Origin of the sequence: Xenorhabdus khoisanae (genome assembly GCF_001037465.1) — a bacterium.
Lineage (GTDB): Bacteria > Pseudomonadota > Gammaproteobacteria > Enterobacterales > Enterobacteriaceae > Xenorhabdus > Xenorhabdus khoisanae.
Map to the genome: position 1 here is coordinate 1 of NZ_LFCV01000079.1, position 24124 is coordinate 24124.

Consider the following 24124-nt stretch of genomic DNA (forward strand, 5'->3'; position numbering starts at 1 on the left):
TGTTGACCTGTGGGGGACAAAAAACACCACCGTAGACAACAACGGCTTCCTAAAAAAAGCCTCTCCCATCATTCAAATTCACCCCAATGGCAAATTCATCACCAACGACGAATCCGAGGGGGCCACGGTCACCAAACTCGGCACCGGTCATTATCAGATATCCGGTGTTCTCGGTTATAACGCCGATGGGGCATGGGGCGTGCATGGCGGTATCTCTTCCCCGAAGAACAATAATGGACTCGAACTCATCTACCTTGATGACAAGGTCCACAAGGACGGCACTATCACGATTGAGACGTTCCACCGTCAGCATACCCATTTACCCAAGCAGTTCCAGAACAAGCGGATAAAAGCCCTTGTGGACGGGGAAAAGGTTTACTATGCCGATGGTGAGCCGTGTGACATTCCCGAAGGTTGTCGCTTAGATGTCCGTGTCCAGATGCCGGAGGATTCGGTGTGGAATGTGGGGCAGGGGGAGGTGAATTCAGAGCCTTGACGATATGAAAAAGCCCTCGCGGGGAGGGCTGTTATGTTTTAGATGGCTCTGCTGGTTGACTGTGGATCGCTGCGGGTTCAGGTGGCGATGAAATACTTTTACTAGATATTATCCAACTGGATGCAAGCACTACAGCAGACATAATAATTGTTACTAGAGCCAACCCTATTGATGTCGTCCATTGAGTTGTGGAAATGCTTGATTTTAAACCATCGATTTTGCCTTCTACAGCCTCAAATTTTCCGTCGACTTTTGCCGATAAGGACTGAATCGAAATATTCAGATTGGCAAACTGAGCATTTTGCTGCTCCCTCCACTCCGCCATATCTTTCTTCATAGTGGCGGCGACAACATCAACTTCGGCTTTGTTAGCCCTCAGGAGGGCTTCAAGTTCTGTCTTACTTAAGCCAGTAGACATATGCTCCTCCTTGTTATACTCAGGGATTTCATTTTTCGGTTCATTTTCATCCACATTACCTTGAATGATAGGTGATGTAAAATGTAACTGTGAATTATCATTTTTATGCAGTATTGCTGCGATTGCAACGGTATTGATAAACTGCTCAGGCGAAGCATTATTATACTTAAGAGTAATGCACTTTCCTTTTTCTGGTATATAAAAGAGGGCACAAACAGCAGAAAAATTTCTTTTCACGTTGCTCATAGTATTATTGCTCTTTATTAGATAACGTCCTGCCTATAGCGTCATATAAATCCTTCAATAAGGAATGAGTCATTCTAATAGAGCAAATATGCTGCAACTCAGTTTCCAGTGATATTTGTGCTTCAACTTCATCCCCTTCCTTGTTTTGGCTCAATAGAATTGGGGTTGATTCCCTTTTAAGTATGACTATGTCACATAACTCAGCACCATCAATTGATGAATCTATTATTCCGCAATTTTCCGCGAAATAACTTTTATAATCATTGCTCTTTTGTATTTTGACTTTATCTTCTATTTCCACACCTTAGCTCCGAATAATTATTATTCATCAATAAAATATTACTTAGACTAAACTACTGAGCATCTACACTCAGTAGTATGACCCACCACACTAAATCACTCCCACTAATAATTTGATCAGAAATTGCTTAATTTGTGAGATAACTGGCGTAATTAATTCACACAGAGCTCAATTAAAAATTATCATTTAAAATAGAAACTATTCCTATGGTTACATATTTAATGTTGTGATTTTCCCCACTTGTCCCATCCCCCACACAACCCCAATCAATTCATTCAACCCTCTACACTCGTTAATATATTCGGGCTGTCCAGCAATTAATAATTAAACAAGGAAATAGTATGTCTGACGTTATTAAGCCTGAAAACGAATGTCCATTTGACCCAAAACACTATCAGTGTGATTGCTTTATTGCACCTGTAGGTTCGTTTTCTTGGGCTTTGATTCAATTAAAACTACGCAAGCGTGTTACCCGTTCTGCTTGGAAGAATTGCCAAGGGAATAATGAGATGTATTTGGCTATCACTCCACGTGTAAATGAGTTAACCGTAGAGAAAGAGAGTGCTTACGCGGTTAATGGTGTAGCCGTTGGGACTCAGTACGACTACCTGACCCATATCGATCTACGCAATGAACATGGTAACTTTGTGCCGTGGCAACCAACGCAAGAAGATATGATGGCGTGCGATTGGGGATTTGTGGAAGAGAAGAAAGAAGAACCAGTGAAGCCTGAGGCAAAACCTGAGCCTACTCCAGAGCCAACACCTGATCTGTTTCCCGAATCAGCTCTTAGAATGAAGGGGAATTTAACGGTTGGTTTTGGTATGCGTTATTCACATAATAAGGAAGCCATTGGTTATGCAAAAGGAGTTGATGAGCTTAATATTGGTGCATGGGAAGAAATTAGTAACAATACACCAATTAATAGCGTGAAAATGATAAGCTTTTCAGCAGATGACGCTATTAATAATTACTATCATTTGCAGATACATACTGATGATGAAAGTTCAGAAAAGGTAAAAAAAGAACTTGGTCCAAAAAAATTGATTATTAGCTGCTTGGGCAAAAATTATGAACTTACAGATGCCCGTACAGATCTTAATTACACTCTTTTGTATACTCCGGGAGGAGGATCGGAATTTAGCGTACAGTTTAAAAAACAACTCACTGAATCTATGGACAAACCACTAGAAGTTGAATTTATTTTCGTGGATAACGACTTTAAGCTGAACTAATCCTGACGGATAATGGGTACATCTAAGGCCGTGCACTTCAACTGCGCGGCCTTCCTCCAACCCCTTGATTTCATTATTCTCTGTCCCTGTGACAGAAATAAGCAAAATCAACGATTTAGCTAAAGGTGGGATTTCTCACCTTTAATTCAGAACGCTTCTGTTTCGAACGGAGCAGTGAAATTAACTCTAGGGGTTCCTTGAGTTTAAGGGGTCCCGTTGTCGAGGTCATTAGCTCAGTGACCTCGAAGAATACCGTGGTCCTCACTTTGGCCTGTCAATCGGCGAAATATTTCGCTAATGGGATTTAAAAGCCCATTAACTCACTACCGACGATATTCGTCGTTAGTCACTGAGTTCCAACCCTGTGAGGGTAAAATGTATCATGGAAATCGTTATACCCAAGGTGTGATATCACACCTTGAAGATGGTGGTGATTTCCCGATTTGAAATCGGAAAATTGTTTGTCTGATTCCCATATGCTAAAGGGCAGATTTCTGTTCTATAGTGATAGTGGTTCCTTTCCATCCTCACCTTGGAACCGTTCTCCCTTTATCCCATTTAATGTTATAAAATCAATTGCTATATGCCGTAGTGAGTACTTTTTTGTTTGTACATATTTGTGTATATACTATATTTATTTTTACGTTTTTTCTTTTTAACAGTTTGTTTATGTTAAATATTTTTTTATATAAATCATTTTATTAAAAGAGACAGTTTGTGTCAGACGATTTTGCGAAAAACGGCATGCTGGCCAAAGCTATCCCGGGTTTTAAACCGCGTGATGCCCAGCGAGAAATGTCTTCAGCTATTGCGATTGTGATCGAAAAGCAGCAACAATTGGTCGTGGAAGCAGGGACGGGAACCGGTAAAACATTTGCTTATTTAGTACCTGCTTTGCGTTCCGGTAAAAAAGTGATTATTTCCACGGGATCTAAAGCGTTGCAGGATCAGCTCTACAATCGGGATCTTCCTACCATTGTCAATGCCTTGGGTTTTACGGGTAATTTGGCGCTATTAAAAGGGCGCTCGAATTACTTATGCCTTGAACGCCTTGGACAACAGTCCATCGGCAATGCGCAGTTGGAAGCTGAAATATTGGCGGAAGTGATCAAACTGAGACATTGGTCAAGTCATACGGATAATGGTGATATCAGCACTTGCCATCAAGTGGCGGAAGACAGCACTGTCTGGCCGTTGGTCACAAGTACGAATGATAACTGTCTTGGCAGCGATTGCCCGAGCTATCAGGAATGTTTCGTCCTTAAAGCCCGTCGTAAAGCAATGGAAGCCGATGTGGTGATTGTTAACCACCATCTGTTTATGGCGGATATGGTGGTTAAGGATACCGGATTTGGTGAATTAATTCCGCAGGCTGATGTGGTGATCTTTGATGAGGCACACCAACTTCCTGATATAGCAAGTCAATATTTTGGTCAGCAGCTAAGTAGCCGTCAATTGATGGATTTATCGAGAGATATCATCATGGCTTACCGCACTGAAGTGCGAGATCAGGCCCAGTTGCAAAAAAGTGCAGATCGTCTTAGTCAAAGTGCGCAGGATTTTCGCCTGTCGTTGGGAGAAAACAGTTATCGGGGCAATCTTCGTGAAGTTTTGCAACAGCAGCATGTTCAGCGGGCACTTGTGCGATTGGATGATGCGCTGGAGCTTTGTTATGACGTAATGAAACTCTCTTTGGGGCGTTCAACGATGCTGGATGCGGCTTTTGAACGGGCAACCATTTATCGCAATCGTCTTAAACGTCTTATTGATGTCAGCATTCCCAACTACAGCTATTGGTTCGAAAGTTATGGGCGGCACTTTTTGCTGGCATTGACGCCATTATCTGTCTCAGACAAATTCAGTGAAATGCTTCGTGAGCAATCAGGTTGTTGGATTTTTACGTCGGCAACATTGTCGGTCAATGAACAGCTCGAGCATTTCACCGAGCGTTTGGGCTTGAAATCCGCTCAAACACTGCTTCTACCCAGCCCGTTTGATTATCAGCGTCAGATGCTATTGTGTGTTCCGCGTCATTTACCCTCACCTAATCAGAGTGGTGGTGCAAAGTGGTTGGCGCGGATGTTGAAACCACTTATTGAAAGCAACAAAGGTCGCTGCTTTTTCCTCTGTACTTCTCATCAAATGATGCGCAGTTTGGCGGAAGAGTTTCGTGCCAGTATGACATTACCCGTATTAGTGCAGGGAGAAACAAGTAAGGGGCAATTATTGTCACAATTTATCTCAGCGGGTAATGCGCTGCTGGTAGCAACCGGCAGTTTCTGGGAAGGGGTAGATGTCCGTGGTGATGCATTGTCCTGTGTCATTATTGATAAATTACCGTTTACTGCGCCTGATGATCCGTTACTTAAGGCTCGTATTGAAGATTGTCAGCTTAAGGGCGGGGATGCCTTTAACGAAGTACAGCTTCCCGATGCAGTCATTAGCCTGAAACAAGGTGTCGGGCGTTTGATTCGTGATATTGATGATTATGGCGTTGTTGTCATTTGTGATAATCGGCTGGTTATGCGCCCATACGGAGAGGTATTTCTGAACAGTTTACCACCTGCACCTCGTACCCGTGATTTATCAAAAGCAGTGGAGTTTCTGAAATCACGCCCATCACATCCAGAGTAAAATTGTCGGGGCTATAATTGTCGGGACTATGGTAGTATAGCCCTCTTTTTTCGAATTCTATTCTTGCCGGAGTTAAGGCATGTCCATGCGGATTTTAGCTATTGATACTGCAACTGAAGCCTGTTCTGTTGCACTTTGGAATGAAGGTGTCGTCGAGGCACAGTTTGAGATTTCCCCACGAGAGCATACTCAACGTATTTTACCGATGGTTCGGGACGTATTATCAAAGGGTAACTTGAGCTTGCAACAATTGAATGCATTGGCATTTGGCCGTGGGCCGGGTAGTTTTACCGGTGTGCGGATTGGAGTTGGTATTGCTCAAGGTCTGGCATTGGGTGCTGAATTGCCGATGTTGGGTGTTTCTTCCCTGAAAACGATGGCACAAGGTGCGTTTCGCCTCAAAGGGGCAACTAATGTTTTGGTTGCCATTGATGCACGCATGGGCGAAATCTATTGGGGACAATACAGCCGCAATTCACAAGGTGAATGGCAAGGCGATGAAACAGAAGCGGTTTTAAAACCTGAACAAGCGCAAGCGATTATGAGTTCCTTGTCCGGTGAATGGGCCATTGCAGGAACGGGATGGGAAGCTTATCCTCAATTATTGGACAGCCACTTAACACTGGTAGCCAGTGAGATTACTTTACCTCATGCGGAAGATATGTTGCCATTGGCAATTCGAATGTGGGAAGCGGGAGAAGCGACATCAGTTGAACATGCTGAGCCTGTTTACTTGCGTAATGAAGTGACATGGAAAAAATTACCAGGTCGTTAAGGTCTTATTGATGACTATCTAAGTTATAGTCAGTTTGATCAAGCTTTATAGGATCGGAGGAATTTATGCTCAATGGAACATGTTGTCGAAGCATCCTGCAAGCAACATTGTTGCTGGGAGTGGCGATGCTTGCGGGTTGTGTATCAATTCCTGATGCTATCAAGGGAACGACTAAAACGCCGGTGGAAAATTTACTTTCTGTTAAAAATGCCCCTGAATTATATATTGGGCATGAAGGGCGTTTTGGTGGAAAAGTTCTCAGTGTCTTGAATGAAAAAGATCAAACTCGGTTGGAAATTTCTGCCATGCCACTAGCAGATAATGCCGCTCCACGTTTGGAGGAAGCTTCTCTGGGACGGGTTTATGCTTACGTGAACGCTTTTTTAGAACCGAGTGATTTTAAAGACCATTATGTAACTGTAGTGGGTTTGATTACGGGTCTGGAGAAAGGAAAAGTAGGTAATAGCCCGTATAATTATATTGTGATGAATGTCACGGGAATGAAACGCTGGCATGAATCTCAGAGAATGATTTTTCCTTCTTCGGTTGTCACTGACCCGTGGGGCTACTACGGTAACCCTTTTGGTCCGGCTTGGGGAGTGTATTCACCATCCCAACCAGTATCTGTTGAAAAGCTCCTAACCGAGTAAATTTGTTCACCAATCGAATAGATCACGATAACATAAATAGCCTCGCATTATGTGAGGCTATTTTATATGCTGAACCCTATATTAAATTCTATTCTTAATAATTATCTTTTATTGGGTTATCCTGATTATAACCATTTGGAATAATAGTGTGGCTTTAAGTCAAAAACTAGTGAATCGATGTATAATCCATGGATTATACATCCAAGTGTTAGTTTTTTAGTTAAGTAATTGATAAATAGATAAAAATGATACAGGCGGCAGTAGCCGCTTTATTTTTTGCAGTGATTAATTGTATTAAATTAGTGATGTGTATCGCCAACCTGAACAATGTTTCTTTTCAAACTGGTACGCTGAGTTAATAATTTGTTAAATATGCAGGTCTGGTTTGTTTTATGGTCAGTGGTTACACCGCAATTAGATTTCAGGAGTATTCAACTTGGAAAAAGTCTGGCTAAAACATTATCCGGCAGATGTTCCGGCAAAGATCGATCCCGACCGTTATTCGTCGTTGATTGAAATGTTTGAAAATGCTGTGGCGCGTTATGCCGATCAAGTCGCATTTATCAATATGGGCGAAGTAATGACTTTCCGTAAATTGGAAGAGCGTAGCCGCGCTTTTGCTGCCTATTTACAGAATGGACTGGGGTTGAAAAAAGGGGATCGTGTGGCATTGATGATGCCGAATTTACTGCAATATCCCGTAGCACTGTTCGGCATTCTGCGTGCAGGGATGATAGTTGTTAATGTTAACCCGCTTTATACCCCGCGTGAATTGGAACACCAGCTTAATGACAGTGGAACATCTGCCATTGTTATCGTTTCTAACTTTGCTCATACCTTAGAAAAGATTGTTTTCAACACTAAAGTCAAACACGTTATTTTGACCCGCATGGGAGATCAACTCTCTCGGCCAAAAGGAACTCTTGTCGATTTTGTCGTCAAATACGTTAAGCGTCTCGTGCCAAAATATCATTTACCGGATGCTATTTCATTCCGTAGTGCTATGCACAAAGGCTATCGTATGCAGTATGTCAAACCGGATGTGAAAGGTGAGGATTTGGCATTTCTGCAATATACGGGTGGAACTACCGGAGTGGCAAAAGGTGCCATGCTGACTCATCGTAATATGTTGGCAAACCTGGAACAAGCCAAAGCATGTTACTCTCCATTGTTGAAAATTGGTCAAGAGTTAGTAGTCACTGCATTGCCCCTGTACCATATCTTTGCTTTGACGATAAACTGCTTGTTCTTCATTGAACTCGGCGGTCAGAACCTGCTGATTACTAACCCCCGCGATATCAATGGAACGGTCAAAGAGTTATCGCGTTATCGTTTCACAGCACTATCGGGTGTTAACACGCTATTCAATGCTTGGTTGAATAACCCTGAATTCCAGAAGCTGAATTTTTCTTCATTACGTTTATCTGTTGGTGGCGGCATGGCAGTACAGAAAGTGGTTGCCGAGAAATGGGAGAATCTGACCGGTTGTCACTTGCTGGAAGGTTATGGGTTAACAGAGTGTGCCCCTCTGGTTTCAGCCAATCCGCACGATTTGGCTCATTACAGTGGCAGTATTGGCTACCCCGTTGCTTCGACAGAAATCAAGCTGGTAGGGAACGATGGTAATGAAGTTTCTCCGGGAGAAGCTGGCGAAATGTGGGTGCGCGGGCCACAAGTTATGAAAGGTTATTGGGAGCGTCCTGATGCCACGGATGAGGTGTTGAAAGATGGCTGGCTGGCAACAGGTGATATTGCCAACATAGATGAAAAAGGCTTTTTCCACATTGTTGATCGTAAAAAAGACATGATTCTGGTTTCCGGTTTTAATGTCTATCCAAACGAAGTCGAAGATGTTGTTTCCTCTCATCCTAAAGTATTAGAGTCGGCAGCAGTAGGTGTTCCGAGCAAAAACTCAGGAGAAGCAGTCAAAGTCTTTGTTGTTCGTAAAGATCCCAGCTTAACTGAGGATGAATTGAAGACACATTGCCGTCGTTACCTGACGGGATATAAGGTACCGAAACTCGTTGAATTCCGTGATGAGTTGCCGAAATCCAACGTAGGTAAAATTCTTCGTAAAGAATTGCGTAACGAAGAGTTAGCAAAAGCGGATAATTCTGCGATAAATTGACATCGGGAAACAAACCTTATAACGGGTTATTAATTAATCAAATGGTAAAAAGAAAATATTCAAGGTAGCTTGTACAAGACCTCATAGATCTCATAGATCTCATAGATAAAGGAGAAATGTTATGGGTATGTACATTATTAGTTATGATGGTGTTGATGATGCTAATACAGTTTTAGTTAGTACACAGATTCCACTAGATATTGATGTAAGTACACTAGCTTCGGCGAGTAATTTCTTAACTATATTGGAAAATAACGCCTTAAGTTATGTTGAAGGGTTACCTGACGGTGACAATGTAACAAGAATTGCTAACATCAGAATACATCTGTTGTAATATACAGCATATTTAATAACCCGCTTCTGGCGGGTTTTTTACTTCTGGTTTTTTACTTTCTAATGCCGCTTAATTGCGGTTTTTTCTTGTATAGGTACTCCTCCGTTTCATATACCTCACCTTAATGTTTACTTGATATCGTGTGATGTAAATTTCTCAAAATTGTGGCAAGTGGAAAGCATGTCTAATACTATAGAAACAGCTATCCGAGTAAAGGATGTTCAGAGATTTTGATTATGTGTACATAACTGTGTACATTGTTATATTTTTTTAGTATTTATGGTTGTGTAACATAATGTATTTAAAGGATATTTTATTGTTTAATTGTAATTATCAGTTGATTACCACCGATGATCAATTGCAGTCAATCTGTGAACGGGCAAAAAAACATGCAAGAATTGCATTAGATACTGAATTTGTACGCACACGGACGTATTATCCCCAATTAGGTTTGATACAACTGTTTGATGGTGAACAGCTTTCTTTGATTGATCCCCTGGAAATTTCGCAATGGCAACCCTTCAGGGAAGTATTGACTGATCCAGACGTTTTAAAATTTATTCATGCTGGCAGTGAAGATTTAGAAGTTTTCGGGAATAGTTTCCAGTGCTTACCAGAACCTATGATTGATACGCAGGTATTGGCTGCATTTATTGGTCATCCGATATCATGCGGTTTTGCAACGTTGGTTGCTGAATATCTGAATGTGGAATTGGATAAAAGTGAATCCCGCACTGATTGGCTGGCTCGTCCGTTAAGCAGCAAGCAATGTGAGTACGCCGCCGCAGATGTTTACTACTTATTGCCTCTGGCCGATATCTTGATGGCGAAAACAGAGCTGGTGGGATATTTAGATGCAGCAAAAAATGAAAGTGCTTTGATTTCCCAACGCCGTAAAGAAGTATTAATGCCGGAATGTGCTTATAAGCATATAGGTAATGCATGGCAATTGCGCCCAAAACAATTAGCCTGTTTGAAAAAACTGGCGGCTTGGCGGTTAAATCAGGCTCGAGAACGTGATTTAGCGGTTAACTTTGTGATCCGTGAAGAAAATTTATGGCAAGTCGCCCGTTATATGCCGACTTCTTTGGGGGAATTGGATGCCTTGGGGTTGAGCGGGCAGGAGATCCGTTGTCATGGACGTCGGTTGCTGGCTATGGTTGCAGAATGCAAAGATATTCCAGCAGAAGAATGTCCGGCTCAAATTATCAACTTGGTTGACTATCCGGGTTATCGTAAGGCTTTTAAGGAAATTAAGTCATTGATTACTCAGGTGAGCGAATCCCATATTTTTAGTGCGGAATTGTTGGCTTCTCGCCGACAAATCAATCAACTGCTCTGTTGGCACTGGAAATTGAAATCACCGGAATATCAACCTGAATTACTTAAGGGTTGGCGTGGGAAATGGTTGGCTGAGTCTATCATCGAAATATTGGAAAACTATTCAGAGTGATAGAAACCAGCGTGATAGAGACTACAGTTCCATTTAATCCGATATTGCTCGGCCAAATAAATCTCTCAAGAACAATACACGCTTGATGAGTTTAGAAATAAACGATAATAGCCAGACGAATGGCCTATTATTCGTCAATCGTATAAAGAATATGGAGAAGGAAATACAATAAGCAGAGAAACAGGCGAAAGATGGGATAAAAAGAGTTTTATGGTATTTGGCGAATTCAAATCGGGATGTAATAACATCCCGATTTTTTACTGAGAAATCATAGCCTTAAATTAAATAGCATCATTTGGTGCGGTTATTTTGGCGATTCCTCAACCTCAGGTAATGTTACATTAAGTTCCAGTACGGAAATGTCATCATTCTTTTGCTCAAACTGCACAGAAAGCATGTCTGGATCAATTTGTACATATTTACAAATCACAGCCAGAATATCCCGTTTCATTTCAGGCAAATAGGCAGGCTCAGAGTCACCACGGCGTCGCTCTGCCACGATGATTTGTAGCCGCTCCTTGGCAATATTGGCTGTCGGTTTTTTTCTCGACAGGAAGAAATCTAACAAAGCCATGCGTTACCCCCCAAACAGGCGTTTTAAAAAGCCCTTTTTTTCTTCTTCGATGAAACGGAAAGGCCGTTCTTCACCAAGTAAACGTAAAACAGTATCTTCGTATGCCTTACCCGCATCAGATTCTTTATCCAGAATAACGGGTTCTCCCTGATTAGACGAACGGAGAACAGATTGATCTTCCGGGATCACACCAAGTAAAGGAATACACAGAATTTCCAACACATCTTCCATGCTAAGCATATCACCGCGGTTCACTCGCCCGGGATTATAACGTGTCAGCAGAAGATGTTCTTTGATAGGCTCATTCCCTTGTTCTGCACGGCGTGATTTAGATGCCAGAATACCTAAAATACGATCAGAATCACGAACAGATGAAACTTCCGGGTTTGTTGTAATAATTGCTTCATCGGCAAAGTAGAGTGCCATCAATGCACCGCTTTCAATACCTGCTGGTGAATCACAGATAATAAACTCAAATCCTTGTTGATCCAATTCGTTCAGAATTTTCTCAACGCCATCACGGGTGAGGGCTTCTTTATCGCGGGTTTGAGAGGCGGGCAAAATATAGAGATTCTCTGTGCGCTTATCTTTAATAAGCGCTTGGTTTAAGCTGGCATCACCTTGAATGACGTTCACGAAGTCAAAAACCACTCGGCGTTCACAGCCCATAATTAAATCGAGGTTCCGTAGACCGATGTCAAAATCGACAACGGCAGTTTTTTTTCCTCTTTGGGCGAGACCGGTAGCAATGGCCGCGCTTGAAGTGGTTTTGCCAACGCCACCTTTACCAGATGTAACAACAATAATGCGTGCCATGAAGCGATTCCTTGTTATAAAGGCTAGACTAAGGTTTCAATAGTTAATTCATTGTTCACCAGACGTAACTTTGCTGCTTTGCCAACAAAGTTTTCTGGGATTTTTTCGCTGAGCCAATATTGACCGGCAATAGAGGTGAGTTCAGCGTTTAAATGGGTGCAGAAAATCTGGCTTTCTTGATCACCAGATGCGCCTGCCAATACACGTCCACGCAGTACACCATATATATGAATATTTCCATCAGCGATTAATTCTGCACCAGCGCTCACATTATTTGTTACGATGAGATCGCTATTCGGCGCATAAATTCTTTGTCCTGAACGAACAGGTGTATTAATTATACGAGTTTTTTTGAAAATAGGTTCAGTCGGTTTATTTTCTTGAGTAAGAACTTTCTGACTTTTACCTTCTTTCAATAAAGGAAGTTCTGATTTCAGGATAATTTCCCGTTGTTTTGCATCTTGACAGCCGCTGATGCCAACAACACACAGCCCAACGGATTCTATGGCCCGGTGGAGTGTTAGGATATCTGCATCAACAGGGAGAGCAGATATATTGATAACAACGGGAGCATTTTTCAGGAATTCAGGCGCTTGATCCATTTTTTCCTGCATAGCTCTTTGGATGACTTCCGGCTGATCATCATACAAATGAACGACCGAAAGCGTAAAATTACTGCCTTTTAGCTCTATTGGCGATTGTGACATCGATATTTCGACTCAGCAAGGTTAGGTTTCCCGGGATAGTGTACTAAAAGATTTTCTTAGTACGTCCTTTGGGAGACGATATTCTGAAATATAATAAGCATGTTATAGTTAGTGAATTATTCAAGCAAGTCGCAGAGTTAATTTAAAAGAGTTTATGACAATGATTTGTGTAATCTACAGAAGCCCAAAACGTAACCAAACATATCTTTATATTGAAAAGAAAGACGATTTTTCGCGCGTTCCTGACGAGTTGTTAAAAACATTTGGTGAACCTCAATATTCAATGATGATTTCATTATCTGGAAGAAAAAAATTGGCCAATGCTGATATTGAAAAAGTAAAAGCAGCGTTGAATGAGCAAGGATTTTACTTGCAAGTACCCCCGCCGATAGAAAGCTTGATCAATGAACATCTGGCGTCAAATAAAACAACTAAACAATAAAAAATAGCTGGCAACTGCCTGATCCTGAACTGAGGAGCAGATTTATGAAATTAATCAGCGGGATAACCTTATTGTCAGCGATTTTGCTGGTAGGGTGTAGTTCATCTAATGGAAAACAATTCAGTGGAAAGCAACTCAGTGGAAAACAATCGTACGATCAATCTGTATTGGCAGCGAGGTCGCAAGCAGAAGTCAAAACATTGGTGCACGATTTTCCATTAGGCCCCCGTTATCCATCACAATTTCCCGCTTATGTGGCTTTGTTGAAACAGCAGGCCCGGGAACAGGGCATCAGCGAAAAAACGTTGGATCGGGCATTTGCCAATATCCATTTTATCTCGCGCGTCATTAAGGCCGATCGCAACCAGCCAGAAAAGAAAATTACATTGGAGGGTTATCTGAACCGGGTGTTACCGGCCTGGAAGATAGAGCAGGGTGCCAAGCAATATGAAGATAACCTTCCTCAGCTAGAAAAAATTAGTCGTAAATACGGTGTACCTAAAGCCTATATTATTGCCTTGTGGGGATTAGAAAGCGGTTTTGGCAAGATTCAGGGAAAAGAAGATGTCATTTCGGCATTATCCACTCTGGCCTTTGAAGGGCGTCGGGAAGTATTTTTTATCAAGCAGTTACTGGCAGCACTGGAAATAATCGAGAATCAATATATCGATGAAGATCAAACTCTAAAAGGATCTTGGGCAGGTGCAATGGGGCAAAGCCAATTTATGCCAACCTCTTATTTAACCTATGGCACTGATGGCAATGGCGATGGAAAAATAGATATTTGGCATAATAAAGAGGATGTTTTTGCTTCGACTGCCAATTATCTGCACAAAGAGGGATGGCAACAAGGGTTACCGTGGGGATATGCCATCTCATTGCCTGCTGGCTTTGATGTTGCATTAGAAGGTATAAAACCCGAACAGGGGAAAACCCTTGCTCAATGGCAGGCGTTGGGGATCTCATCTCCGCATTTTGCTGAACTGCCGGCAAATACCAAAGGCTGGATAGTGATACCTGATGATCCGGCGCAACGGGCATTTTGGGTAACGCAAAATTTCCGTACTATTATGCACTGGAATCGTTCTTACTATTTTGCGCTTAGTGTTGGTATGATGGCGGATGGTATTATGCAACGAACTCATTTCCTTGCTCACTGAAAATCGGGCCTTGAAAGACGACGGGTATAAGTGGGTTGAAAATTAGATAAGGAAGAAAGTTATGTACCAGCATCGGGATTGGCAAGGTGTACTGCTGGATTGCCCTGCTAATAAAGTGGTTTGTGTCGGTAGTAATTATGTCAATCATATGAAAGAGATGGGCTCTCAACCCACTGAAGAGCCAGTAATATTCATCAAACCTGAAACGGCGCTTTGCGATCTTTGTCAGCCTGTTTTTATCCCACAGGAATTGGGTTCTGTACACCATGAAATTGAACTGGCTGTCTTGATTGGTTCAACACTCAAAAATGCCAATGAGGAGCGGGTCAGTCAGGCAATTGCCGGTTTTGCGGTTGCATTGGATTTAACATTACGTGATTTGCAGCGTGAATTTAAACAATCGGGGCAACCGTGGGAAAAGAGTAAGTCATTTGATAGATCATGCCCGATATCGGGTTTTATCCCTGTCAATGACTTTGGTGATCCACAAAATGCTCAACTTTCTTTGGCAATAAATGGCGAATTGCGTCAAAACGGCAATACGAGTGACATGCGAACGCCAATCATCCCATTGATTAGCTATATGTCGCGCTTTTTTACCCTGCGCCCGGGCGATGTTATCCTGACGGGAACGCCGGAAGGCGTGGGGCCACTGCAATCTGGTGATGTGTTGAACGTCTCTCTTAATGAGCACGTTCTGACAACCAGAGTGATTTAACCATAAGGAATGACAGAAATTATGTCTCAACCTTTCTGGCAGATGAAAACCTTGGAACAAATGACAGACCAAGAGTGGGAAGCATTATGTGATGGCTGCGGCCAGTGCTGCCTGCATAAATTGATGGATGAAGATACTGATGAAATTTATTTCACCAATGTTGCCTGTAATCAATTAAATATTAAAACCTGCCAGTGCAAGAATTACGAAGATCGTTTCAGGTATGAACCTGATTGTATCAAATTGACTCGTGAAAATATGATCACCTTTGAATGGTTGCCGAAAACTTGTGCTTACCGTTTAATTGGTGAAGGGAAAAAACTGCTACCGTGGCATCCATTGATTAGTGGTTCAAAATCGGCCATGCATGCAGAACGTGTTTCTGTCAGGCATATTGCTGTGCGTGAAGTGGATGTCGTGGAATGGGAAGATCATATTCTTAATAAGCCTGAATAGTTATTTTACTTGTTGATATAAAAGGGATTTTATATCAACAATGGCAATTTAGCACTTTTGGGACACATAGGCATATAATGCAAGTTCTGAAATTGCCATTAATATCGGATTTTTCTCTCTCTTTTCCAACTTTAAACAGTAAAGGAAAACTGATAACTTGTGTGTTCAATAGTCAATACAAGGAAAGAGACATGGCAAGTTATTTGATTCGCGTAGAACTTTATGGCACAGGTTCTGACGGTTATGAAAAATTACATAAAAGGATGACGGCGAATCAATTCAGCCAATCTATCCGTTTTCCTAACGGGAAATGGCATCGTCTTCCTAGTGGAACTTATATTGGTAGTTCTTCAATGGAATCTATCGAATTAGCAGAAAAAATTAGATCTATGGCTACACCGTTTTCAAACAAAGACCCTTCGATATTTGTCTGCACTTACAGTAACTGGAGTGCATCGCTCTACCCCGAAAAACAACACACTGAATCCGGTTCAGGTGAGTGATTTTTTATATCGTGGGCTAAATTATTAGCCCTTATGATTTGAATATCACGATCTGATTAGTCTCATCGTTCAAGTATTGTTCTGTTTTTACACCAATTTTTACAATTTTACAACAATCCTGCCAATTCCATACCTATTGTAATAAATATTAGTATGGTACTTATGCTGCTTAACTAATATATATGGAGTACTGTTGGTACGGTTTCTGTATCAGACAGTCAAAGCCACTACCGTGCAGCTAAAGAAGTTTGTTTGATAACGAGGGAGAGTAAAAATGCATAACAGATGGATGAGCTATATAACGTTTGTAGGGGTTTGGATTGCCATAACATTAACGATTGGTGTTATGTTGTCATAAGAACATGAAATTGAAATCAACTCTCTAGCCTCGCTTCGGCGAGGTTTTTAGGATGCCGGATATTAAGTAGCCACTCTTCAATTATTAATATAATAAAGTTTAGGGATTAGTATTAACAGATTACCCAGTAGGCTACTGGGTAATCAAATATAATGTAAGGTAACATATTCAAGGCGAGGAAAAATGTGGTATCAAGCTGAGTGAGTGCTATTTCACATAAGGTTATTGGTCAAGATCCCGCAGAATATAAACTAACGTGTTTTTGCCATTAACCAATGTAAGTTGCTTGCCTATTAAGCTAACTTTTGCTCCTTTAGTTAGCATTTCAATGAGCACATTATCCCATTGATTGAGTCTTTCATTGATACAGTATATCCGGCTATTGTTCAAAATTTTTACTGTCAATATGTTGTTCTTTAATTTACTTATTCCCCCAAAACTGTTGCACATTGCGCCTGAAATACCCATTCTTTCATCAAACGCAATAGAAAGTTTGCTGTCTTCTTTATTTGAAACTTCCTCACTATTGACACTGACTAAAGCAAAATGATGATTCTTCAGATCTCTGACGCTGACATTCCCCGTGGCATTGACCCCCGAAGATTGACATGCTGTGAGTAACAAGGTGGCGACCACTAACGGAATCGCTTTTTTCATTTTATCTCCTGATGTTTGTTGAGATCACCCAACAATATTCGGACAAGCTTCTCCAGAAGTTAATTGCTGGATATTTTGTAACGTTGTTTCACTGATGCTGGTTAACGCTTCCTCTGTTAAAAATGCTTGATGACCAGTGAACAGTACATTATGGCAGGAAGATAAACGGCGGAAAATATCATCTTGAATAACGTCGTTTGATTTATCTTCAAAGAATAAATCGCGTTCGTTTTCGTAAACATCCATACCCAATGCGCCAATTTTTTGCTGTTTCAATGCGTTAATTGCCGCAATAGAATCAATTAAGGCACCTCGGCTAGTATTAATAATCATCACGCCATCTTTCATTTTGTTGAATGCCGTTTCATCCAATAAGTGATGATTCCCTGGTGTCATAGGGCAATGTAGAGAAATGACATCAGACTCAGCGTATAAAGTATCTAAGTCCACATATTCTACGCTCATATCCAAGGCTTCTGGATTTGGGTATGGATCATGTGCTAATAAACGCATCCCAAAACCTTTCAGAATTCTCAGCGTCGCAACCCCAATTTTTCCCGTGCCGATAATACCTGCGGTACGTTTATACATGTTGAAGCCAGTTAAGCCTTCCAGAGAAAAGTTGGCATCGCGAGTGCGTTGATAAGCACGATGAATACGCCGATTCAGGCATAACATTAACCCAACGGTGTGTTCAGCAACTGACTCAGGTGAATAAGCGGGGACTCGAACAATTTGAATACCTAATTCTTTAGCTGCGTCTAAATCGACATTGTTGAACCCGGCACAACGTAATGCCAAGATTTTGATGTTCATCTCTGCCAATTCTTGTAGGACTTCACGCCCACCATCATCATTGACAAAAATACAGACAGCATCTGCACCAATAGCGTTCTTGGCAGTTTGTGGACTCAGGGCAAAATCAAAAAACTCGATATGATAGTCAAGGCCAAGTTTTTGGTTGAGCATTTCAAAATGTTTACGGTCATACTGCTTTGTGCTGTAAACAACTACTTTCATAACAACATCTCCACCATATTACCCGTCGCCTTTCAAGTTGCCTCTTTGTTGGCTGCGCTCGCTCACCCCGGTCACATAGTTATCTATGCTCCCGGGGATTCACTCTCTTGCCGCCGCGATGCATCTTGAAATTCATAGGGTATAGTAACTGTAGAATCATTCGAGCCATTCATTGAGTTCACTTTGCTGCGAAATTGCTTGCAATAATGACATTTTGTGACGGTTCTAAGCGTTATCTATCGCTATACTCGAATAAATCGTCTAATAAGCTATTTACAGTAATAGCTTGTATAATAAATCAGCTCATAGCCTGATATGAGACTATCATAACAGGAAGTTGGTTTCAGGTTTTATACTTGCTTGAGCTTCGTAGAAATGCAATGTGCCGGCTTGGTTGGGTAATTGGTTGACATCCTTGATAGTGAGGATTAAGAATAACATTATTCGTTGCAATGAAAAAATTGACTTGGGATGTCTTATGAAACATAGCAGAAATGAAGTAGGGCGCTGGCGAATGATCCACCAAAGTATCCGTCGTCGCCGACGCTGGTTGGAAGATCAATCGCGCCGTAATCTTCGTATTTATAAATTGCGTAAAACAGATTCTTGCAAGCGCCGTCGGTCGATTTTGTTTATCCAAAACCTGGAATGGCTTTAGCAGAGTGTGCAGCATGGTATATACCCAATGGATTTCAAGTTGCGTCGCGGCGGCAAGAGAGTGAATCCCCGGGAGCATAGATAACTATGTGACCGGGGTGAGTGAGTGCAGCCAACAAAGAGGCAACTTGAAAGACGAAGGGTATAGATGTTTTTGATTCATTATTGAATATGATAGTCATTTGCATTTAAACTAGTGGTTATCTGAAACTGACTATCATGCTGCTAAGCAAGAATTATCTTATGCGTTGGATACATTGGCCGATACTATTTTCCGTTTGTTTACATATTTCTATTGCTGCGGCACTTTTTCAGGCTATCAAACCTGAAAAGCAATCAGAATCCGTTCCTATGGCTGTTGCCATGATCCAATTGGCTGCTGAAGAGACATCTGTTTCTGATTCAGCCATACCTGAATCCGTTCCTGAACCACCAGAGCCAGAGCCTGAACCTATTGCGAAAATCGCTCTGCCTAAACCGGAAAAAAAACCGGAAGTGAAAAAGCGAGAAGAGAAAAAGATTGTTAAAAAAGAGCCTAAACCAATAGACAAAAAGACAGAAAAAATTTCAGACCAGCCGTTGAAACCTGTTTCTGATCAGAATACCCAGATGGTGAAGAATCTGAATGATCAAAAATCGCCGAATTCTGCTGTGAGTGATAATACTGAAGTACGAAATGGGCCAAGAGCTTTGAACAGACCGGACCCTGAATATCCATCCAGAGCACAGCAGTTGGGTACAGAGGGGACGGTGAAGGTCAAATTTGATATTGATGAAGATGGGCGTGTTAAAAACATCGAAATTATTTCTGCAACTCCGAAAAATGTTTTTGAGCGTGCAGTGAAGAAAGCGATGAGAAAGTGGCGCTATGAAAAAACACCTGCAACGGGCTACATTTCGACTATCGAGTTTAAGGTGACGGGTATTTCACAATCTTAATCTGCCAAAATCTTTCCAAAACAGGGGGGAGTATCCCCCCTAATTTCACCAGAAAACGCCAGATTTTTACCGAAGTTTTATAAATTAACTTTGTTACTCGAAATCTATTGCGTACTTATTTCTAACGAATTATTCCTAATGAATTGTTACTCTGAATCACTGCCCTCCAATTTGAAGTGTCTTTTATCTTCAGGCAGGGGACGAGAACGATTATTTTCATCAACGGCGACATACGTGAAAACCGCCTCTGTTGCACGGTAACGCTGCCCAACAGGCTCAGAAGCGACTTTTTTCACCCAAACTTCAATATGAATAGTAATAGATGAATTTCCCGTTTTGAGACAACGGGCATAACAGCATACGACGTCACCTACCGCAACCGGTTTCAGAAAACTGATGCCATTCACGCTAACAGTTACTACGCGTCCCAGTGCAATCTCTTTTGCCAGAATTGCGCCGCCAATATCCATTTGAGACATCAGCCAGCCACCGAAAATATCCCCATTGGCATTGGTATCAGCGGGCATGGCCAGTGTACGGAGAACCAATTCTCCGTTTGGTAAGCATTGTTGTTGTGTCATTAGAAAACTTGCTTTATTTGGTGAATACAACCATACCTGCCGATGTATCGGCAGGTATCCATATGAGGGTCATTATATTATTTTTGTTCGCGAGGCAGATGACGGTAGATATATACCACACTCAATACAGTAAAAACCAGTGTCAAAGCGGTTAACCCGAACACTTTAAAGTTTACCCAAATATCTTGAGATAGCCAGAAAGCGACATAAATATTTGCTAATGCACAAATTAAGAAGAAGATTGCCCAAGCCATGTTCAATTTGTTCCAGACGAAATCTGGTAATTCTAGCTCTTTACCTAACATTTTCTGAATCAAAGGTTTTTTCATGAACCATTGGCTGATAAGCAGAACCAGAGCAAAAATGGCATAAATGACAGTCACTTTCCATTTAATAAATAAATCACTGTGGAAGGCGAGTGTCAATGTGCCAAAAACAGCGACCATAACAAATGTAATTAAGGAAGATTTCTCGACTTTTCGATAAAGCAAATAAGTAATGACAACCGCTAGCCCTGTGGCTGCAATTAACGCACCAGAAGCATAGAAAATGTCATACATCTTATAGACGACGAAAAAAACGACTAATGGCAAAAAGTCTAAAAGTTGTTTCATAAATTGAACCTATCGTGATGCCAATGATGGCATGTTCTTGAATTTGTGCCAGAGTGTATCAGATCTCAATGAAATGGTTTATTTATCGAGCCAAAAAACTTGGTTCATCTGTTGGTGTAATTTTATCACAATGAACGAAAAGCTGAGTGGCAGTGGTGAGCTTGTGAGTTTTCATTTAACACCGCATTATACTGCCTAACATTTTCACGAAAGGACATAAAGGTCATGCTGTGGGAAAGATTGCATCGCTGGATGCCGGGCTTGGAAAGCCTCTGTCATTATCGTAAAGAATATTTTGGTTATGATGTGCGAGCTGGTCTTTCAGTAGCTGCGGTTGCGCTGCCGGTTGCTATTGCTTATGCTGAATTAATGGGGATTAGTGCCATTATCGGCCTATATGCCTGTATTTTACCGATGTTTGCTTATGCATTGTTCGGAACTTCCCAGCAGTTGATTGTTGGGCCAGATGCAGCAACTTGTGCTGTTATTGCTGCTGCTGTGACACCGCTTGCGTTGGGAAATGAGCATATTCGTTGGCAGCTCGCCATTGTGATGACATTAATGACAGGGTTCTGGTGTCTTTTGGCGAGCCATTTCCGGTTGGGGACATTCGCAGACTTTCTATCCCGTCCTATTTTGAAAGGCTTTATCAATGGTGTTGCAATTACCATTATGGCCGATCAGCTTGCTAAAGTGTTTGGGCTTTCTGGCTTACCAGCGGAATTGATCGAGCGGTCGATTGCGCTTCCTCATAAGCTGTTGGAATCTCATTGGCCGACAGTGGGAATGTCCGCAATGACTTTGTTGGTACTGATTTGTATTAACTTTGTTCGACCAGGTTGGCCTGCGCCATTGATAGCAATGTTAGTGTCGACTTATATCAGTTGGCAATTTCAGCTTGACCAATATGGCATTCAGATTGTTGGTAATATGGAGAGTGGTTTGCCGGTTGTACCCATGCCTGAATTTGAATTTGGCGTATTGCGTGATTTGGTTGTTCCCTCCATTAACCTTGCCGTGATCAGCTTTGTCAGTTTTATGATGACAGCCCGTAGCTTTGCCAGTAAAAATGGCTATCAGATTGATGCAGATTTAGAACTCAGAGCATTGGGTATCGCTAATATCGCTTCTTCCTTATCACAAGGATTTGCTGTCAGTGCTGCCAGTAGCCGTACAGCAGTTAATGATGCGATTGGCGGCAAAACACAGATGGTATCTGTGATTGCAGCCAGTGCCATTCTGTTGGTGCTGCTATTTATGACCCAATTTCTGGGGCATATTCCATTGTCATCGCTGGGGATTGTTTTGATATTTTCCTCATGGTCACTCTTGAGTTTAAAAAATATCTGGTCGTATCGGAAACGTAATCGTCAGGCGTTCACTCTCTCAATTTTTACATTGGTTGCAGTTTTATTGGTTGGGGTGATTGATGGCATAGGTTTTGCGGTATTACTGGGGTTGTTGCAATTCCTGCGCATTATTTTCCGACCATCAGATCAATTGTTGGGAGTCAATGAACAAGGTATGGTACGTTCCATCCATCAAGATAATGATATCCAGCCCGTAGATGGCATCATGATGTATCGTTTCAACTCTCCCTTGACTTACTTTAACGTTGGCTACTTTAAAAAGCGGATATTGCAGCATGTGGATAGCGAGTTAAAGCATCCCGAATGGCTGGTGGTCGATGCTGCGGTGAGTTTTACCCACGATGATGTCAGTGTATTTGCTGCATTGGATGAATTGATTACCGAATTAAAAGAGAAGGGTGTGACATTGGTATTGGCAGGACGCAGAACGGAACTTAATTTCTGGATTGAACAGAATAAACTCAGTCGCAGCGATGAAGATTTGATTGTGGTGCCCGATCTCTACTTTGCCATCCGTCTGATTCAAAGTAAGCGGCAAGTTGAGGAAAAATAAGAGGTATAAAAATAAGAAGCATAACCACAGATTACTGAATGAAAGTTCACCTCGCTACCTTATGGTGAGAATTTATGGTGCGAGGTGAACTATTAGTGTTTATTACATGCCGTTTGTGGTTGTATTTTGTGGTTTAACCAGCATATACAAACGGAACAGATAAATTAGCAACAGGGCTGATAATAAGTTACTCAGCATTGATACGGCTATGCCGGGTATCTTAACTGACACAAGCTCCAGCATCAGCTTTACAGCAAACCATAGCAACATAGCAGGGATCAGCAATCGCATGTTGCTGAATGCCAATTTCCAACTTTCTTGCATAGCAGAAAAAACGCTTTTCCCTTTTTCAAATAGAAAAATAGGTGCAAGCGCGAACGTGATAGAAAATAGTATTCCTGGCAGGAACATTAATGCGTAACCGATTTGAACTAACAGGGTACAAATAAACATCAACAAAAACATCTTAGGCAGTAGTTTCATCGATAGTGTGCTGGCATGAATGGCATTAGTTTGCTGGCCGTGAGAGACGGCATGGATAAGCACCAATACGCTGGCAGTGATTAAAGTATTGCCGAATATGTTGCAAAATAGGATCCCGAACGCTGTGTGCAAAAACATGATTTGTTCGTCTGACGTTAATTGTGCCGCAAAATCTCTGATGCCTGCATTGCCGCCTTCTTTTAAAGCATTTTGTAGCTCGATCAACAACTTGAGCTGTTCACCATTTGGCATCAGGAAATGCTCAAGCAGTGTTGTTACCAACGCGGCTAAGACAGAGAGTATGACAATATTCAACAGTTGGTTCTTAAAAAAGTTGATGCTGTCATGATACAGGGTATTTGCCGTGATGGGCATGAAAGTGGCTCCTATCAAATAAAACAACAATAAATTAAAACAACAATCGTGCTCAATTGTACCTTGTTAGAGGGATTATTGGATACCTAAGATTTGCCTCCTTGCCGTTATGCTGCAACCTGAGATTGATGGGGTATCAGAAACCTATTTTGTTTTAGGTGGCATCATCACTGAGGTTTCTAAAAATGACAGATATATTATAAAAATGTTAATTAACTGAAATATTAAATGGGCTATTTTCAACATAATACTTCTATTCGTAATTTATTATTGATAATCAAAAATTGATATCGAAATACAAACCAAAAACAGTAATAAATTTACTAGTAAGTTAACTTTGATTTGGATCAATTTAAAATACTTCACAGGTGAAATAATAAAATTGTAAGTACTTTATTTTGACAAAAATCTTTAAAAGATGTGATCTGTCTTAGATCATAATAGTAAACAAACGGGTATATTTATGACTGT

26 protein-coding genes are annotated in these 24124 nt (G+C 41.4%); 16 read left to right on the forward strand and 10 right to left on the reverse strand.

All coding sequences use genetic code 11. The features are described 5' to 3' along the window. A partial coding sequence (locus AB204_RS12460) for a phage tail fiber protein (RefSeq protein ID WP_047963697.1) occupies positions 1-496 on the forward strand: 496 nt, incomplete at its 5' end. Positions 497-527: 31 nt separating this feature from the next. Here the strand turns inward: AB204_RS12460 and AB204_RS12465 are convergent. Together AB204_RS12465 and AB204_RS12470 are read right to left on the reverse strand one after the other, a co-directional pair. Then, positions 528-1160, reverse strand: a complete 633-nt coding sequence (locus AB204_RS12465) for a hypothetical protein (protein ID WP_053067902.1) — start codon at positions 1158-1160, stop codon at positions 528-530. 4 nt (positions 1161-1164) lie between these two features. Then, a complete protein-coding gene (locus AB204_RS12470; RefSeq protein ID WP_047963698.1) occupies positions 1165-1461 on the reverse strand; it encodes a hypothetical protein in 297 nt (98 codons plus the stop codon). Between the two features lie 341 nt (positions 1462-1802). Here AB204_RS12470 and AB204_RS12475 point away from each other — a divergent pair, with 341 nt between their 5' ends. The 7 genes from AB204_RS12475 to rnd all read left to right on the forward strand — a co-directional run bounded on the left by AB204_RS12475 (position 1803) and on the right by rnd (position 10670). After that, a complete protein-coding gene (locus AB204_RS12475; RefSeq protein WP_047963699.1) occupies positions 1803-2696 on the forward strand; it encodes a DUF2829 domain-containing protein in 894 nt (297 codons plus the stop codon). A 717-nt stretch (positions 2697-3413) separates the two neighbouring features. Beyond that, on the forward strand, positions 3414-5330 hold the full coding sequence (locus tag AB204_RS12480; RefSeq protein ID WP_047963700.1) for an ATP-dependent DNA helicase: 1917 nt from the start codon (positions 3414-3416) through the stop codon (positions 5328-5330). Positions 5331-5409: 79 nt separating this feature from the next. Next, positions 5410-6105, forward strand: a complete 696-nt coding sequence (gene tsaB / locus AB204_RS12485; RefSeq protein WP_047963701.1) for a tRNA (adenosine(37)-N6)-threonylcarbamoyltransferase complex dimerization subunit type 1 TsaB — start codon at positions 5410-5412, stop codon at positions 6103-6105. Between the two features lie 65 nt (positions 6106-6170). Next, positions 6171-6755 carry a Slp family lipoprotein gene (locus tag AB204_RS12490; protein ID WP_047963702.1) on the forward strand — a complete coding sequence of 195 codons (585 nt, stop codon included), beginning with the start codon at positions 6171-6173 and terminating at the stop codon, positions 6753-6755. A gap of 436 nt (positions 6756-7191) precedes the next feature. Further along, entirely contained in the window at positions 7192-8883 is a 1692-nt protein-coding gene (fadD, locus tag AB204_RS12495; protein WP_047963703.1) for a long-chain-fatty-acid--CoA ligase FadD, read from the forward strand. 121 nt (positions 8884-9004) lie between these two features. Then, entirely contained in the window at positions 9005-9217 is a 213-nt protein-coding gene (locus tag AB204_RS12500; RefSeq protein WP_047963704.1) for a hypothetical protein, read from the forward strand. Positions 9218-9512: 295 nt separating this feature from the next. After that, complete coding sequence (gene rnd / locus AB204_RS12505; RefSeq protein ID WP_047963705.1) at positions 9513-10670, forward strand: ribonuclease D; 1158 nt, start codon at positions 9513-9515, stop codon at positions 10668-10670. 304 nt (positions 10671-10974) lie between these two features. Here rnd and minE read toward each other — a convergent pair whose 3' ends face one another. Genes minE through minC form a run of 3 tightly spaced genes read right to left on the reverse strand, consistent with a single transcriptional unit; the run spans position 10975 to position 12767 of the window. Further along, positions 10975-11244, reverse strand: a complete 270-nt coding sequence (gene minE, locus AB204_RS12510; RefSeq protein WP_045970705.1) for a cell division topological specificity factor MinE — start codon at positions 11242-11244, stop codon at positions 10975-10977. Between the two features lie 3 nt (positions 11245-11247). Continuing rightward, positions 11248-12060, reverse strand: coding sequence for a septum site-determining protein MinD (gene minD / locus AB204_RS12515; protein WP_047963706.1), 813 nt, complete (start codon positions 12058-12060; stop codon positions 11248-11250). Positions 12061-12083: 23 nt separating this feature from the next. Then, the gene (minC, locus tag AB204_RS12520) at positions 12084-12767 is read right to left on the reverse strand and encodes a septum site-determining protein MinC (RefSeq protein WP_047963707.1); all 684 of its coding nucleotides are present in this window, start codon (positions 12765-12767) and stop codon (positions 12084-12086) included. 160 nt (positions 12768-12927) lie between these two features. Between minC and AB204_RS12525 the strand changes: the two genes are divergently transcribed. The 5 genes from AB204_RS12525 to ghoS all read left to right on the forward strand — a co-directional run bounded on the left by AB204_RS12525 (position 12928) and on the right by ghoS (position 16046). Then, positions 12928-13209 (forward strand): YcgL domain-containing protein, encoded by a 282-nt coding sequence (locus tag AB204_RS12525; RefSeq protein ID WP_047963708.1) that lies wholly within the window; start codon positions 12928-12930, stop codon positions 13207-13209. A gap of 44 nt (positions 13210-13253) precedes the next feature. Further along, positions 13254-14369 (forward strand): lytic murein transglycosylase, encoded by a 1116-nt coding sequence (locus AB204_RS12530; protein ID WP_047963709.1) that lies wholly within the window; start codon positions 13254-13256, stop codon positions 14367-14369. 61 nt (positions 14370-14430) lie between these two features. Next, positions 14431-15087, forward strand: a complete 657-nt coding sequence (locus AB204_RS12535) for a fumarylacetoacetate hydrolase family protein (protein WP_047963710.1) — start codon at positions 14431-14433, stop codon at positions 15085-15087. Positions 15088-15105: 18 nt separating this feature from the next. Continuing rightward, positions 15106-15543, forward strand: a complete 438-nt coding sequence (locus AB204_RS12540) for a YcgN family cysteine cluster protein (RefSeq protein WP_200898234.1) — start codon at positions 15106-15108, stop codon at positions 15541-15543. A 191-nt stretch (positions 15544-15734) separates the two neighbouring features. After that, a complete protein-coding gene (gene ghoS, locus AB204_RS12545) occupies positions 15735-16046 on the forward strand; it encodes a type V toxin-antitoxin system endoribonuclease antitoxin GhoS (RefSeq protein ID WP_047963712.1) in 312 nt (103 codons plus the stop codon). Between the two features lie 580 nt (positions 16047-16626). On the opposite strand, the gene AB204_RS12550 is transcribed toward ghoS, so the two are convergent. Both AB204_RS12550 and AB204_RS12555 read right to left on the reverse strand, forming a co-directional pair. After that, positions 16627-17061 carry an META domain-containing protein gene (locus AB204_RS12550; RefSeq protein ID WP_047963713.1) on the reverse strand — a complete coding sequence of 145 codons (435 nt, stop codon included), beginning with the start codon at positions 17059-17061 and terminating at the stop codon, positions 16627-16629. Positions 17062-17085: 24 nt separating this feature from the next. Continuing rightward, positions 17086-18081 carry a 2-hydroxyacid dehydrogenase gene (locus AB204_RS12555; protein WP_047963714.1) on the reverse strand — a complete coding sequence of 332 codons (996 nt, stop codon included), beginning with the start codon at positions 18079-18081 and terminating at the stop codon, positions 17086-17088. A gap of 478 nt (positions 18082-18559) precedes the next feature. Here AB204_RS12555 and AB204_RS12560 point away from each other — a divergent pair, with 478 nt between their 5' ends. Then, complete coding sequence (locus AB204_RS12560; RefSeq protein WP_047963715.1) at positions 18560-18739, forward strand: YciY family protein; 180 nt, start codon at positions 18560-18562, stop codon at positions 18737-18739. 218 nt (positions 18740-18957) lie between these two features. Further along, entirely contained in the window at positions 18958-19677 is a 720-nt protein-coding gene (gene tonB / locus AB204_RS12565) for a TonB system transport protein TonB (RefSeq protein ID WP_053067903.1), read from the forward strand. Between the two features lie 146 nt (positions 19678-19823). Here tonB and yciA read toward each other — a convergent pair whose 3' ends face one another. Next, positions 19824-20258 (reverse strand): acyl-CoA thioester hydrolase YciA, encoded by a 435-nt coding sequence (yciA, locus tag AB204_RS12570; protein WP_047963717.1) that lies wholly within the window; start codon positions 20256-20258, stop codon positions 19824-19826. A gap of 77 nt (positions 20259-20335) precedes the next feature. Next, the gene (locus tag AB204_RS12575) at positions 20336-20872 is read right to left on the reverse strand and encodes a septation protein A (protein WP_047963718.1); all 537 of its coding nucleotides are present in this window, start codon (positions 20870-20872) and stop codon (positions 20336-20338) included. 225 nt (positions 20873-21097) lie between these two features. On the opposite strand from AB204_RS12575, the gene AB204_RS12580 reads away from it, so the two are divergent. Further along, on the forward strand, positions 21098-22795 hold the full coding sequence (locus tag AB204_RS12580; RefSeq protein ID WP_047963719.1) for a SulP family inorganic anion transporter: 1698 nt from the start codon (positions 21098-21100) through the stop codon (positions 22793-22795). A 102-nt stretch (positions 22796-22897) separates the two neighbouring features. On the opposite strand, the gene AB204_RS12585 is transcribed toward AB204_RS12580, so the two are convergent. Continuing rightward, complete coding sequence (locus AB204_RS12585) at positions 22898-23653, reverse strand: YciC family protein (protein ID WP_047963720.1); 756 nt, start codon at positions 23651-23653, stop codon at positions 22898-22900. Between the last annotated feature and the right edge of the window lie 471 nt (positions 23654-24124).